Origin of the sequence: Streptosporangium sp. DT93 (assembly GCF_049844535.1) — a bacterium.
Classification (GTDB): Bacteria; Actinomycetota; Actinomycetes; order Streptosporangiales; family Streptosporangiaceae; genus Streptosporangium.
Map to the genome: position 1 here is coordinate 176,767 of NZ_JBNCLF010000007.1, position 13,820 is coordinate 190,586.

Sequence of the window (13,820 nt, forward strand, 5' to 3'; positions counted from 1 at the left end):
CCTCCTAGCGTCGTCACCGTTACCGCGTATGGGAAGACTGCAGTTCGGCGCGCACGGCCGGTGTCAGCACCTGGCCGGCCCGCTCGACGAGCAGCGTCATCTGGTAGGCCACCAGGCCCATGTCGCAGTCGGCCGCGGCCAGCACGGCCAGACACGAGCCGTCGCTGATCGACATGATGAGAAGCAGTCCTCGCTGCATCTCCACCACGGTCTGGGTGACCGCGCCGCCCTCGAACACCCGTGAGGCGCCCTGGGTCAGGCTGATCAGACCGGCGGCGACCGCGGCGAGCTGGTCGGCCCTGTCGCGGGGGAACCCGTCGGAATACGCCAACGGCAGACCGTCCGCCGACACCACGACCGTGTGCGCCACACCTGGGACGTTGTTCACAAAGTCGGTGATCAGCCAATTGACCCCCCGGGCGGCCTGGCTCATTTCGCGCACGTGTCATCCTCCTTGGCGACCATGATGAGCTCGCTCACCGGTCCTCCTTGTTTCCTTCGACGTCCCGGGTGAAGTCGGGATACGGCCGCCCGTCCCCTGCGGCCCCGCCCCTGGCGGCCGCGCGGCCCTGCCGTACTCCCTGCTGGAAGCTCGCCAGCCTGTCGCGCACCGCCTCTGGGGAGACGGTCGGCCTCAGGACGGGAGCTTGGGGGGCCGCACTCAGGTCGGGTGCGGCCGTACCGGGTACCAGGTTCGCCTTGGGCACCCGCTTGGGCAGCCCGGAACCGGTGATCCCGCCCAGCGAGGGGTCGCTGGCGGCCTTGGCCGCCTGCCAGCCGGCGTCGGCGGGAGAGGACCAGCCGCTCGGCTGCGGCGGGGCGGCGGGCGGCGCCTGCTGGACGACGGTCTCCTGCGCCGACGCTGCCGGTGCGACCGGCACGGCCGCCTCGGGAGCCTGGGCCGGAGCGGCCTCCGAGAGGCGCTCGTGGACCGCGGTGACCGGCTCGACCTTCTTGAACCAGTCGGACTCGACGGCCGCGAAGATCGGCAGGAACTCCTCCTTGGCCTCCTCCATGGGCGAGGAGTCGGGCACCACCGGCAGCGGGCCGGTGTTGTCGGCCGTGTCGAAGGCGCGGCGCCCGAACGGGTCGGGTTCGCCGGTGGAGGGCCACCCTCCGGAGCCACCGCCGCGCAGGGAGGAGGTCGACCAGATGTCGGAGGCCTCGTCCCTGCCCTGCTGGCCGCCGGGCCAGACGGGGGCGTCGCCGCGTACCGGCGCGCTCGAACCGGACGGCCATCCGCCGGAGTCGCCGCGCGGGGCGCCCGGTCCCCGGCCGAATCCCTGCTCCTGCCCGAATCCCTGGCCCTGACCCTGCTGGCCCTGCTGCCCCTGGCCCTGGCCCTGGCGCCAGACCGACGAGTCGGGCTGGGAGACCTCGGGCCAGCCGGGAGCCGATCCGGCTCCGGGCGGCGGGGTCTGTCCCGGCCACGGGGTGTCGACGGGCGCCTGGCCGAACTGGCCTCCCCCGAAGGGGGTCTGCGGGGCCTCGAAGGAGTTGAACTGCTGCCCGAGGTCCAGCGAGGCGAACGAGTTCTGGTGCGCGGCCTCGAACGAGGCGAAGGACGGCATCGGGGGGGAGGTGGGGCTGGCCATCACGGGCGCGCGGTCCATCGAGCCCATGGAGGCGGCCCAGTCGCCGCCCTGTCCCATGCCGGCGGGGGCGCCGGGGCGGGCGGTGACGGCGAGCAGGTTCTCCGGGAGCAGGACCATGGCGGTCAGGCCGCCGCTGTCCTGCTGCCTGAGCTGGACGCGGACGCCGTGCCGCAGGGCCAGGCGTCCGACCACGAACAGGCCCATCCGGCGGGACACCGAGACGTCCACCACCGGCGGGTTGGCCAGCCGCCAGTTGGCCTGGGCGAGTTCCTCGGCGGTCATGCCGATGCCGATGTCGGTGACCGAGACCATCACGCCGCCGCCGTCGATGCGGTTGCTGGAGACGATGACCTTGGTCTCCCGGGGGGAGAAGGAGATCGCGTTCTCCACGAGCTCCGCGATCAGGTGCACGACGTCGTTGACGGAGGTACCGGCCACGGACACGCCCGCGGACAGCTGCAGGTCGACCCGCTCGTAGTTCTCGACCTCCGACAGGGAGGCGCGGACCACGTCGATGAGCGGGACCGGCTGGCTCCAGCGGCGGGCGGGTTCCTGACCGGCGAGGACCAGGAGGTTCTCGGAGTTGCGGCGCATGCGGGTGGCGAGGTGGTCCAGGCGGAAGAGGCTGCCGAGCCGCGCCTCGTCCTGCTCGCCCTGCTCCAGGTTCTCGATGAGGGAGAGCTGGCGCTCGACCAGGGTCTGGCTGCGCCGGGAGAGGTTGACGAACATCGCGTTGACGTTGCTCCGCAGCGTGGCCTCCTGGCCCGCCAGCCGTACGGCCTCGCGGTGGACCTCGTCGAAGGCCCGCGCCACCTCACCGATCTCGTCGTCGGAGGAGACGCCGATCGGTGTGATGTCGGTGGTCAGGACCTCACCGGTCTCGCGCATCGTCTGGACGGTCTCCGGCAGGCGCTGGCCGGCGATGGACAGCGCCTCGGTGCGCAGCGTGCGCAGCGGCCTGACCAGCGACCGCGCCATGATCGCGGTGACGATCAGGACGAGGATGAGCAGCAGCCCGATGAGCCCTGCGGCGATCAGCGCGCCGCGCTGCTCGGCCTGCTGCAGCACCAGGCTCTGGCCGATGAGGGTCTTGGCGACCTCCTCCTCGACCGTGCGCATCCGGGTGACGATGTCGCTGGAGACGTCGAACCACTGCACCTGGTCGCTGACCCTGCCGGTGGAGGCGTCGACGTTGCGCAGCGGGACGATGTTATTGAGGCCCATGAAGATGGCGCGGGCGCGCATGGCGGCGGCGCGGTCCTTCTTCTGGCTGCTGACCGTGTCGTCGTAGAGCTGACGCTGGACGATCGAGGCCTCGGCGCGGAAGGCCGCGAGCTCTCCGTCCAGCTGCGCGCGGGCGGCCAGCATGGCGTTGAGGCCCTCGGAGCTGAACTCCCCGGCGGCGAGCGCGATGGCGAGCTCGGCGCGCTCCCTGGACGCCTGTTCCTTGGCGCGGGCCAGCGAGCCGAAGGCGGCCGCGTCGCCGGCGAGGCCCTGGTCGGAGACACCCTGGATGATCTCGTCGTGCAGGGCCAGCAGGTCCGCGATCGTACGGGAGTACATGTCGATCACGGGCTTGGCGGGCATCGCGCCGTTGGTGCCCGTCGCGGTCTCGCGCATGCTCTTGAACTCGGCGATGCGACGGCGGATCTGGGTGAGCTCGGTCCTGCCCCGGGTGCCGAGGGCCTCCAGCACGTCGCTGTCGAGGTTGACGGCGTCGATGCGGGCGGACACCTCGCGGGTCACGTCGTCGACGGCCTCGTACTGCTTGCGGATGTTCGCCCTGCCGTTGCTCTGGCGTCCCTGGGCCGCGTACCGGGCCGAGAGGTCACGTTCGAGCTGCAGCTCGTCGACCAGGTGGCTGAGGTCGGCGGCGAGCTCGGCGGTGGTGTGCACCCGCTCGTACTCCCCCGCGCTGCTGAGCGAGGAGGTGACCCGCAGGCCGCCCAGCACGATCGCGGCGGCGGTGGGGATGACGATGAGCGCGATCAGCCTGGATCGCACCCGCCAGTTCTTGAGCGCGAGCCTTCCGCCGCTCCGTTCGGGCCTGGCGGAGTCGGCCCCGTCGGGGTCCGTGTCCTGGCCGCCCTTCGGCCCTGCTCCCCGGCCGCCGGATCCCAGGGCAGGTGCCAGCCCGGAATCGCGTTCGCTGGGGGTTGACGCTGTCCTCACTGGCCTCCGCTGCCTCTCCTCGGATCGTCTGCTTGGAGGGGATCGCGTCACGCAGTGATGTGCAAGTGACGCCGACGCATCCATGGGGTAGGGGTTATTGGAGCACAGCCGGATGAGATCGGCCAACAGCGCATAAGGCGCATCTCCCTACGAACAGGGACATAGAGCCCCCAACCGGGCAGGCACACACCCCCCTATGGCCACAAAATCCCACAAAGATGCGAAACAACTTTCTTGACATCTTTCAACACGCCCGCTAGATACCTCCCCCTCACTGATGTCCATGGGACAGAAGTGATGTATATGACCGCTTTGAGTCTTAGGGGCGAAAGGGGCGTTATTTATGTTTTGACTGATCCTCTCCGCTACTCTGATCCGCGGTCGGCATCCCCCCCTTGACCGACATGCCTCCCGGGACCTCCTCCATGTCGCCCGACGTTCCACAGCGAGTCCCGGACGGGGCGGTCGAACGCAGCTAAGGAGACCCATGAGGTTCACACTTGCGAGCCGGGCCGTCATCGCGGGAGTCGCCGCGGCCCTGGCCCTGAGCGCCTGCGGTGGTTCCGACGAACCGGCCGAGACCGCCGCCGCGAACGCGAACGGCCTGGAGAAGACCAGCCTCACGATCGGCGCGCTGCCCATCCCCGACTCGGCCTCGCTCTACATCGCCAACGCGAGGGGCTTCTTCAAGGACGTGGGCCTCACCGTCAAGATCGAGGTCGTGCCCGGCGGCGCCCAGGCCCAGCAGGGCCTGCTCGGCGGCACCCTGGACGCCACCCAGACGAACTACGTCTCGACCTTCCTGGCCGTCTCCAAGGGCAACAAGCTGAAGATCATCGCCGACATGTACCAGGCGACCCCGAACTCCTTCAACCTCATGGTGCCCAAGGACTCCACGATCAAGACGCCCGCCGACCTCAAGGGCAAGAAGATCGCGGTCAACAGCAAGCAGAACATCGGCACCCTGGCGGTGACCTCGGTGCTCAAGACGCACGGGCTGACCGAGAGCGACGTCTCCTTCGTCGAGTTCCCCTTCCCGGACATGAAGACCCAGCTGGAGAACGGCACCGTCGACGCGGCCTGGATGACCGAGCCGCACCTGACCGCCGTGCAGAAGACCATCGGCGCCCAGAAGCTCGCCGACACGATGGTCGACTCCACCGCCGACTTCCCCATCGCCGGCGTGGTCGTCACCGAGAAGTTCGCCAACGACAACCCCAACACGGTCAAGGCCTTCCAGAGCGCGATGGGCAAGGCCCAGCAGATCGCCGCCTCCGACCGTAAGGCGGTCGAGGAGATCCTGCCGACGTACACCAAGATCGACGCCGCGACCGCGGCCGTGATCACCCTCGGTTCCTTCCCCACCAGCCTCGACGAGACCCGGCTGCAGCGGGTCGCCGACCTGATGGTCGAGTACGGCTACCTGAAGGAGTCGATCCAGGCCAAGGTCATCCTGCCTGGAAACCTCGGGTGAGAAAGCGGCACCCGCTCGACAGCAAACTGCTCTGCGGCGCCCTGGGCGCCGCGGGGCTGTTCTGCGTTCTGGAGGTCGCCGGCCGGGTCGGGCTCATCGACCCGGCCGCCTTCCCGCTGGCCTCCGTCGTGCTCGGCCGGGCGGCCTCGCTCGTCACGGACGGGGAGTTCCTCTCCGACGTGCTCTCCACCCTCGGTGTGTGGGCCACCGGCCTGACGATCGCGTTCATGGTGGCCGTGCCCGCCGGTTTCCTGCTGGGCACCGTGCCCGCGGCGGAGAAGGCGATGCGGCCCATCGTGGAGTTCCTCCGGCCGATCCCGTCGATCGCGCTGATCCCGCTGGCGCTCGCGGTGTTCTCCGAGAGGTTCGACATGAAGGTCACCCTGGTGGTCTACGCGGCCACCTGGCCCATCCTCATCAACACGATGTACGGCCTCAAGGACGTCGACCCGCTCGCCAAGGAGACGCTCCGCAGCTTCGGGTTCGGCAACCCGGCCGTTTTGTGGCGGGTCTCCCTGCCCAGCACCGCGCCGTTCATCGCCACCGGCGTCCGGCTCGCCTCGGCGGTCGCGCTCATCGTCGCGATCAGCGCGGAACTGCTCGGCGGCGGCAGCGACGGCATCGGCAGCTACGTCCTGGAGAGCGCCGGCGGCGTGGACGCGGTGGAGTACGTCACCGCGGCCGCCATGTGGGCCGGGGTCATCGGGGTCCTCACCAACGGCCTGTTCGTGCTGGTGGAACGCCGGGTCTTCCGCTGGCACACCGCCCGTACGGAGGTGGTCTGATGAACGGCGCGCTGCGTGCCGCCGGCCGGCTGTGGCCGGTACCGGTCGTGCTGGTGCTGTGGGAGCTGGCCGCGCGCTCCGCGGAGGCGCTGACCTTCCCGCCGCCGTCCCAGATCGCCGCCAGCATGCACACCATGTGGCTGACCGGCCCGGCGGAGCGGCTCTGGCTCACCGACGCGGCCCTGACGAACATCCCGGTGAGCGTCGGCCGGCTGCTGGCCGGATGGGTGCTGGCCGGGATCGTCGGCATCGCGCTCGGCGTCGCGATCGGCCGCTCCCCGCTGCTCTTCCGCCTCGTCGACCCCCTGATCCAGTTCGCCAGGGCCATCCCCCCGCCCATGCTGCTGGCGTTCTTCATGGCCCTGTTCGCGATCGGCGCCCGGATGCAGATCAGCTTCATCGCGTTCGGCATCGTGTGGCCGATCCTGATCAACGCCTCGGAGGGCGCCCGCCTGGTCGACCTCCAGCACCTGGACACCGCCCGGGTCTTCGGGCTGTCCCGCGGCCAGCGGTTGCTGCGGGTCATCCTGCCCGCGGCCATGCCCAAGATCTTCGCCGGCCTCCGGGTCAGCCTGTCGCTGGCGCTGATCCTCATGGTGCTCTCCGAGCTGGTGGGCAGCATCGACGGGATCGGTTTCCAGCTCCTGGACTCCCAGCGGTCCTACGACCTTCCCGGTGTGTGGGGGTCGATCGTGGTGCTCGGCGTCCTGGGATACGTTCTGAACTCGGCCTTCCTTGCGGTCGAGCGACGTGTCCTGTCCTGGCACCGCTCCGCCAAGCAGACGACCTGAGGACCTGCCGTGCTTGAGATCACCAACCTGACCCACACCTACGGCAGCGGGCCGTCGGCCCACCACGCGCTGGGCGGCATCGACCTGAAGGTCGCCCAGGGCGAGCTGGTCTGCGTCGTCGGCCCGTCCGGCTGCGGCAAGTCCACCCTGCTGCGCTCCATCGCGGGGCTGCTCAAGCCCGGCGGCGGCCAGGTCGTCATCAACGGCGTCCGCGTCGAGCAGACGCCCGACAACCTGGCGGTGGTCTTCCAGGACTACAGCCGCTCGCTGTTCCCCTGGATGTCGGTGGCCGACAACGTCTCGCTCCCGCTGCGGCGCAGGAACATGGACCGGCGCCGCCGTACCGACGCGGCGATGGAGGCGCTGGGACAGGTCGGCCTGGAGGGCGCCGCGGCCAAGTACCCCTGGCAGCTGTCGGGCGGCATGCAGCAGCGGGTGTCCATCGCCCGCGCCCTGGCCTACCGTCCCGCCCTGCTGCTGATGGACGAGCCCTTCGGCTCGGTGGACGCCCAGACCCGCGAGGATCTGGAGGACCTGACCCTGCGGGTGCGCGGCCTGCACAACATGACGATCGTGCTGATCACCCACGACATCGACGAGAGCGTCTACGTCGGCGACCGGGTCGTGGTCCTGTCCAAGGCGCCGGCCACGGTCGTCGGCGACCTGCGGGTGAACCTGCCCGGCCCGCGCGACCAGATCACCACCCGGGAGCACCCCGGTTTCGTGCACCTGCGGGCCGAGGTCGGGCGCCTGGTGCGCGGCATGCGGAGCCCGTCGGCCTTCACCCCCTGAGCCCGACCCCGGAGAGGATCCCTCTTGAGCAACCCACAGGCACCGGTCTGGGACGCGATCGGCGGCGTCTCCCGTTTCGCCGCCCTGGCGACGATGGCCGAGCTCGGCTGCGCCGACCACCTGCGCGACGGGCCGCTGGACGTCGGCGAGCTCGCGCGGCGCTGCGGCGCCGACGCGACCGCGCTCGGCAGGGTCCTGCGCGAACTCGCCGCCATGGGCATCGTCACGACGGTACGGCCCGGCGTGTACGCGCTGACCGAGGCCGGGGACACCCTCCGCGACGACGTGCCCGGCTCGCTGCGCCCCGCGGTACGCATGATCTCCGAGGAGGGCTTCTGGTACGGCATGGGCAAGGTCGCGCAGACCGCCCGTACCGGCAGGTCGGGGTTCGCCGAGCGGCACGGCCCGCTGTACGGCTACCTCAAGGCCAACCCCCGCGCCGGGGCCCTGTTCAACGACTACATGGTGGTCAGGGCCAGGCCCTTCGCGGACGCGGTCGCCGACCGCTACGACTTCTCCGGGGTACGGACGCTGGTGGACGTGGCCGGCGGCAAGGGCCACATCCTGGCCTCCGTCCTGAACAGGTACTCAGATCTCTCCGGCGTCCTCTTCGACCAGGAACACGTGGTGGAGGATGCCAGGCTGTTCTTCTCCGGAACCCCTCTTGAAGATCGTTGCAGCTTCGCAGCCGGCGACTTCTTCGCGTCGGTGCCCGGCGGGGCCGACGCCTACCTGCTGAGCAGCGTGATCCACAACTGGTCCGACGAGGACGCGGTGAGGATCCTGAGCAACGTCCGCGAGGCCGTGTCCGACGACGGCCGGGTGCTGCTGGTGGAGTTCGTGGTCCCCGACGACGACCGGCCGCACATCAGCAAGGACATCGACATGCGCATGCTGGCCCTCTTCGGGGAGGGCATGGAGCGCAGCACCTCCGAGTACGCCGCGCTGCTGGAGGCCTCCGGCCTCCGGTTCACCCGGCAGGTGGAGCTGACCCAGGGCGCCTCCCTCCTGGAGGCCGTGCCGATGTGACGGCACGATTCCCGAAGGCACGACTCCCGAAGGCGTGATTCCCGAAGGCATGAGGCGACGGCCGGTGACGCGAGGTTCGCGTCACCGGCCGTCGCCGTCGCGTCCGCCTCGCGAATCCCGTTCCGGGGCGGCGGCCGGGCCTCGCCCCCCGCGGGGGACGAGGCCCGGCCGGGACGTCAGACCCGCAGCGTGAGGACGTGCTCGACGAGAGCGATCAGCGTCGACTTCACGGCGTCACGGGAGCGGGCGTCGGTCCGGACGATGGGGATGTGCGGGGAGACCGTCAGGGCCTCCCGCACCTCCTCCTCGCCGTGGATGTGTGATCCGCCGAACCCGTTGAGGGCCACGACGAACGGCAGGCCGGCCTCCTCGAAGTAGTCGATCGCCGGGAAGCTGTCGGCCAGCCGCCGGGTGTCGACCAGCACGACCGCGCCGATCGCCCCCTTGACGAGGTCGTCCCACATGAACCAGAACCGGTGCTGACCCGGCGTACCGAACAGGTACAGGATCAGGTCGCGGTCCAGAGAGACACGGCCGAAGTCCATGGCGACCGTGGTGGTCCGCTTCGACGGAATGTGCGAGAGGTCGTCGACGTCCGCACTGGCCTCCGTCATCACCGCTTCCGTGGTCAGCGGCATGATCTCGGAGACCGCACCGACGAAGGTCGTCTTGCCGACACCGAACCCGCCGGCGACGACGATCTTCGTCGACGTCATTCCGGCGTCAGAGCCTGCGAAGCCCACTGAGCACCCTTTCAAGCAGATTGAGATCCGGTTTACCCGCATCCAGTGACGGCTGATGGATCTGCACCAGGCCCTCGGCCGCCATGTCCGCGATCAGCACCCGGGTCACGCCGAGCGGCATGCGTAACAGGGCCGAGAGCTCGGCGACCGAACGCACCTGACGGGACAGTGTAATGATCGCCTGGTATTCCGTGGAGAGCATGGAGAGAGCGGCGGGATCCATGCTCGCGAACGTCGCCGAGGTGACCAGGGCCTCGAGAGCGAGCTGTACCCGGGGAGCGGTCCTGCCCCCCGTAACAGCGTAGGGGCGGATCAGACGATCTCGCCCGCTCTTGGCCTGAGGCGTGGCAAGGGGGTCCTCCCCCGGGCCGTGCCAGCCTGGTGCGTCCATATCACCCCCCTATCGCTGTACCGACTGCAGCTCGGCGCGGAGAGCAGGCGTGAGCGCCTGGCCGGCACGTTCTGCGAGCAGGGTCATCTGGTAGGCCACGAGGCCCATGTCGCAGTCCGGTGAGGCCAGCACGGCCAGCGCGGAACCGTCGCTGATCGACATCGTCAGCAGCAGGCCGCGCTGCATCTCGATCACCGTCTGTGCCACGGGGCCGCCCTCGAAGACCCGCGAGGCGCCCTGGGTGAGGCTGATCAGGCCGGCCGTGATCGCGGCGAGCTGGTCGGCCCGATCCCGGGGGAAGCCCTGGGAGTAGGCCAGCGGAAGCCCGTCCGCGGAGACGATCACCGCGTGCGCCACCCCCGGCATCTCCTTGACGAACTCGGTGATCAGCCAGTTGAAGCCGCGTGCGGCCTGACTGAGTTGGTTGTTCACTGCTGGTTCTCTCCCTCGACGGCGTTGGCGCGCTCACTCATCTCGGCGCGGCCCTGCCGTACGCCTTGCTGGAAACTGGACAGACGACTGCGCACCCGTTCCGCGGATACCGGCGGCATCGGCGCGGCGGGCGCCGAGGCGGCCGCCGGGGCGGACCCGGGGACGAGGTTCGCCTTGGGGACCCGCTTGGGCAGGCCGGCGCCGGTCACGCCGCCCTCCACGGGCTTCTTGGCGGTCTCCGCGGCGGCCCAGCCCTGGTCGGACGGGCTGCTCCACGGCTGCCTGTCGGCGGGACCGGCCGCGAGCGGCTCCGGCTGCCGCGGGGCCTGCGGCGCGGCCTGCGACGGCTGCTCGGGGTGCCTGGGCTGGCGCCGCGGAAGCGGCGGCGACGACGGCGACGACGGCGACAGGGACGGCGGCAGGGACGCCGCCGGGGACTCCGGGAACGACGGGGCCGCCGGGGCCGCCGGGGAGGAGTGCGAGATCTGCGGGATGTTCTGGGTCTCCAATCCCTGCGGGCCTCGCCTGACCCGCTGTTCCAGCGGGCGCGGCCTGCCCTCGCCACCGGACGGGGCGATCCGCTCGTCGGCCTGTCCCGCCACCTGTTCGGTGACGGGTTCGCCGGACGCCCCGGGCTCGGGCGCCGTCCCGGGCTCGGCGTCGTGCTCCCGCCCGTTCCCGGACGCGGCGGTGCGGAACCAGTCCGATCCCACCGCCGCGAAGATCGGCAGGAACTCCTCGGGATCGGGTTCGGTCGGTGAGTAGTTCACCGCGGGAAGGGCCTGGGTGCTGTCCAGCGGCTCGGACCGCCGCGCCGACCAGGGTTCGGACGAGGAGTGCTCCGGCCCGGTCGAGGGGAACGACGGCGCCGGAGCCGGTGTCAGCGGCGACGACCACATGTCCTCCACCGCCGAGGCCGACACCGTCGGCCCCGACCAGAGGTCCGCCGACGCCTGGCCGAACGACGCCTGGCCGAACGACGGCGCGGGCCGCCCGCCGTCGTCCGAGGGCCGGCCCCCGTTCCCTGCGCCGAACCCACCCGCACCGGACGCCGAGGCGAACGGATCGGCACCGAACGCGCCCGCGTCGGACGCGGAGGCGAACGGGTCGGCACCGGGCGCGGCGCCGAACGCGCCGGGACCGGGCGCCGAGGCGAACGGGTCGGGACCCGGTGCCGAGGCGAACGGGTCGGGACCCGGTGCCGAGGCGAACGGGTCGGGCCGCTGCGCCGCGCCGAACGTCCCGGCGCCGGGCGCCGGGGCGAACGGGTCCTGGTTCCGGTCCGCGCCGGAGGCACCGGCCGGGACGGTGCCGAACGTGCCGGTGCCGGGCGCGGACCCGAACGGGCCGGGCCTGCGCGCCGCGCCGAACGCGTCGGACCGCCCTGCCGTGCCGAACGGGTCGGGGTTCATCGCGGCGAACGGGTCGGCGGCGGGCGCGGACCCGAACGGGACGCCGGGACCGCCGAAGGAGCCGGGCGGCCCGCCCTGTCCCGCCATGGCCATCTCCGGCGTCATGGTGGCCTGGGCCACCACCTGCGCGGGCAGCAGCACGACGGCGCTCAGCCCGCCGGTGTCCGGCCGCCTGAGCTGGACCCTGATGCCGTGGCGCATGGCCAGGCGGCCGACCACGAACAGGCCCATCCGCCGGGAGACCGACAGGTCCACCGCGGGGGGCTCGGCCAGCCGCCGGTTGGCCTCGGCCAGCTCCTCGTCGCTCATGCCGATGCCGGAGTCGGTGACCGCCAGGATGACGGTGCCCATCTCGTTGCCGTTGCTGGTCACCGTGATCTTGGTGTCCTGCGGCGAGAAGAAGATCGCGTTCTCCACCAGCTCCGCGACCAGGTGGACGATGTCGTTGACGGCCTGTCCGATGATCGAGGTGCCCGGCTCGACCCGGAGGTTGACCCGCTCGTAGTTCTCGACCTCCGACAGCGAGGCGCGGACCACGTCGCTCAGCGGGACCGGCTCGCTCCAGCGGCGGCTCTGCTCCTGGCCGGCGAGGACCAGGAGGTTCTCGGAGTTGCGGCGCATGCGGGTGGCCAGGTGGTCCAGCTTGAAGAGGCTGCCCAGCCGGCCCTCGTCCTGCTCGCCCTGCTCCAGGTCGTCGATGAGGTCGATCTGGCGTTCCACCAGCGACTGGGTGCGCCGGGAGAGGTTGACGAACATCGAGTTGATGTTGCTGCGCAGCCGGGCCTCGTCGCCCGCCAGCCGGATGGCCTCGCGGTGGACCTCGTCGAAGGCGCGGGCCACCTCCCCGATCTCGTCGCGGGAGGACACCCCGATGGAGGGCACCTCGACGTCGGGGGCGTGGTCGCCCGACTCCCGCAGCACCCGGACGGTCTCGGGGAGCCGGTTGCCGGCCACTTCCAGCGCCTCGCTGCGCAGCTTGCGCAGCGGCCGGACGAGCGTGCCGGCCACCCAGGCGGTGATGAACAGGATCAGTACCAGCAGGACCAGGATCGAGGCGCCGGAGACGATGGCGTTGCGCTGCTCGGCGCTCTCCAGCGCCCGGCTGCGGGCGACCACCGCGGCGCTCAGGCCGCGCTCGACGGTCCGCATGCCGTCCACCTCGGCGGAGGCGGCGTTGTACCAGACCTCGGCGCTCCTGAGCCAGCTCGGGCCGATGCGCTCCAGCGGCTTGTTCTCCCGCATGAGCGACATGACCAGGGTGCGCATGGTGTTGGCCTGGATGGCCTGCGTGCCGCCGACCACCGTGCCGAACTGCTGGATCTGGCCGGCGGCGGCGGTCGCCCGGAAGGCGTTCTCCTCGCTCTGCTGGCTGCGGTACGCGCCCAGCAGGTCGGCCGGGTCGTCGAAGTCGAACTTGCGGTCCAGGAAGCTGACCAGCAGGGTGCCCCGCTGCCGCGCGACCTGTTCCTTGGCCCGGCTCAGCGCGCCCAGCGCGAGCGCGTCGCCGATGAGGCGCTCGTCGCCGCCGCTGCGGCCCAGGTCGTCGTGGAGGGTGATGAAGTCGCCGATCATGCGGCTGTACATGCCGAGGGCCGCGCGGGGCAGCACGCTGCCGTCGGTCATCAGCCTGCGCAGGCCAGGGAGGCCGTCGAGCCAGCGCTTGACCTGGGCGGCCTCGGAGCGGACGCGGGCCGCCTGCGACTGCTCCAGGGCGTCGATGGCGAGGCTCACCTGCTCGCCGGTCCGGTCGACCACCAGGCGCTGGTCCCTGACCCGGGTGAGCCGGGCGCGGGTGCCGCCGGCGACGTACCAGGCGGTGAGGTCGCGTTCCTCGGCCATCTCGTGGGAGAGGGTGCCGAGCGACTCGACGAGCGAGGCGACCTCGGTCATCCGGCGGTACTCGCCGGCCGTGGACAGGGCGGTGGTGAGCTGGAGACCGGAGAGCAGGACGGCGGCGGCGGTCGGGAGCAGGATCAGCGCGACCAGGCGGGGCCGCACGCGCCAGTTCGCCGGCAGGAGGCGGCTGCCCACCCCTGACGTCCGGTGGCCCGTCTCTGCCGTCCGGTGGGTCCGGTGGTCTTGTGTATTCACTGGCCTGCGTAACCCCTCGCCGGACTGGGAAGCGGCGGAAGCAATGTGAAGCACATCCTTTATGTCACTTCGAATGGAGTAAGTATCGGCAGACTCCTATAAAAGGGATCTAC

At 71.0% G+C, this 13,820-nt stretch carries 11 protein-coding genes; 5 read left to right on the forward strand and 6 right to left on the reverse strand.

Annotation, left to right across the window (positions count from 1 at the left end; all coding sequences use genetic code 11):
- Positions 1-19: 19 nt before the first annotated feature.
- Positions 20-433 (reverse strand): roadblock/LC7 domain-containing protein, encoded by a 414-nt coding sequence (locus ACLQ2R_RS17795; protein ID WP_386236572.1) that lies wholly within the window; start codon positions 431-433, stop codon positions 20-22.
- Between the two features lie 43 nt (positions 434-476).
- Positions 477-3,767 carry a nitrate- and nitrite sensing domain-containing protein gene (locus tag ACLQ2R_RS17800; RefSeq protein ID WP_425960870.1) on the reverse strand — a complete coding sequence of 1,097 codons (3,291 nt, stop codon included), beginning with the start codon at positions 3,765-3,767 and terminating at the stop codon, positions 477-479.
- A 487-nt stretch (positions 3,768-4,254) separates the two neighbouring features.
- Between ACLQ2R_RS17800 and ACLQ2R_RS17805 the strand changes: the two genes are divergently transcribed.
- The 5 genes from ACLQ2R_RS17805 to ACLQ2R_RS17825 are packed head-to-tail and all read left to right on the forward strand — an operon-like array spanning position 4,255 to position 8,638.
- Positions 4,255-5,241 carry an ABC transporter substrate-binding protein gene (locus tag ACLQ2R_RS17805; protein WP_425960872.1) on the forward strand — a complete coding sequence of 329 codons (987 nt, stop codon included), beginning with the start codon at positions 4,255-4,257 and terminating at the stop codon, positions 5,239-5,241.
- Positions 5,238-6,026 (forward strand): ABC transporter permease, encoded by a 789-nt coding sequence (locus tag ACLQ2R_RS17810; RefSeq protein WP_425960874.1) that lies wholly within the window; start codon positions 5,238-5,240, stop codon positions 6,024-6,026. Before ACLQ2R_RS17805 ends, ACLQ2R_RS17810 begins: the two co-directional genes overlap by 4 nt.
- Complete coding sequence (locus tag ACLQ2R_RS17815) at positions 6,026-6,817, forward strand: ABC transporter permease (protein ID WP_425960876.1); 792 nt, start codon at positions 6,026-6,028, stop codon at positions 6,815-6,817. Before ACLQ2R_RS17810 ends, ACLQ2R_RS17815 begins: the two co-directional genes overlap by 1 nt.
- A gap of 9 nt (positions 6,818-6,826) precedes the next feature.
- On the forward strand, positions 6,827-7,609 hold the full coding sequence (locus tag ACLQ2R_RS17820) for an ABC transporter ATP-binding protein (RefSeq protein WP_425960878.1): 783 nt from the start codon (positions 6,827-6,829) through the stop codon (positions 7,607-7,609).
- A gap of 24 nt (positions 7,610-7,633) precedes the next feature.
- On the forward strand, positions 7,634-8,638 hold the full coding sequence (locus ACLQ2R_RS17825; protein WP_425960880.1) for a methyltransferase: 1,005 nt from the start codon (positions 7,634-7,636) through the stop codon (positions 8,636-8,638).
- Between the two features lie 176 nt (positions 8,639-8,814).
- Here ACLQ2R_RS17825 and ACLQ2R_RS17830 read toward each other — a convergent pair whose 3' ends face one another.
- Genes ACLQ2R_RS17830 through ACLQ2R_RS17845 form a run of 4 tightly spaced genes read right to left on the reverse strand, consistent with a single transcriptional unit; the run spans position 8,815 to position 13,647 of the window.
- On the reverse strand, positions 8,815-9,354 hold the full coding sequence (locus ACLQ2R_RS17830; protein WP_386235268.1) for a GTP-binding protein: 540 nt from the start codon (positions 9,352-9,354) through the stop codon (positions 8,815-8,817).
- Positions 9,355-9,361: 7 nt separating this feature from the next.
- Positions 9,362-9,772 (reverse strand): DUF742 domain-containing protein, encoded by a 411-nt coding sequence (locus ACLQ2R_RS17835; RefSeq protein ID WP_425960882.1) that lies wholly within the window; start codon positions 9,770-9,772, stop codon positions 9,362-9,364.
- 9 nt (positions 9,773-9,781) lie between these two features.
- Positions 9,782-10,204, reverse strand: a complete 423-nt coding sequence (locus ACLQ2R_RS17840) for a roadblock/LC7 domain-containing protein (RefSeq protein ID WP_307562194.1) — start codon at positions 10,202-10,204, stop codon at positions 9,782-9,784.
- Complete coding sequence (locus ACLQ2R_RS17845) at positions 10,201-13,647, reverse strand: nitrate- and nitrite sensing domain-containing protein (protein ID WP_425960884.1); 3,447 nt, start codon at positions 13,645-13,647, stop codon at positions 10,201-10,203. The genes ACLQ2R_RS17840 and ACLQ2R_RS17845 overlap by 4 nt, the downstream gene beginning before the upstream one ends.
- Positions 13,648-13,820 lie beyond the last annotated feature (173 nt).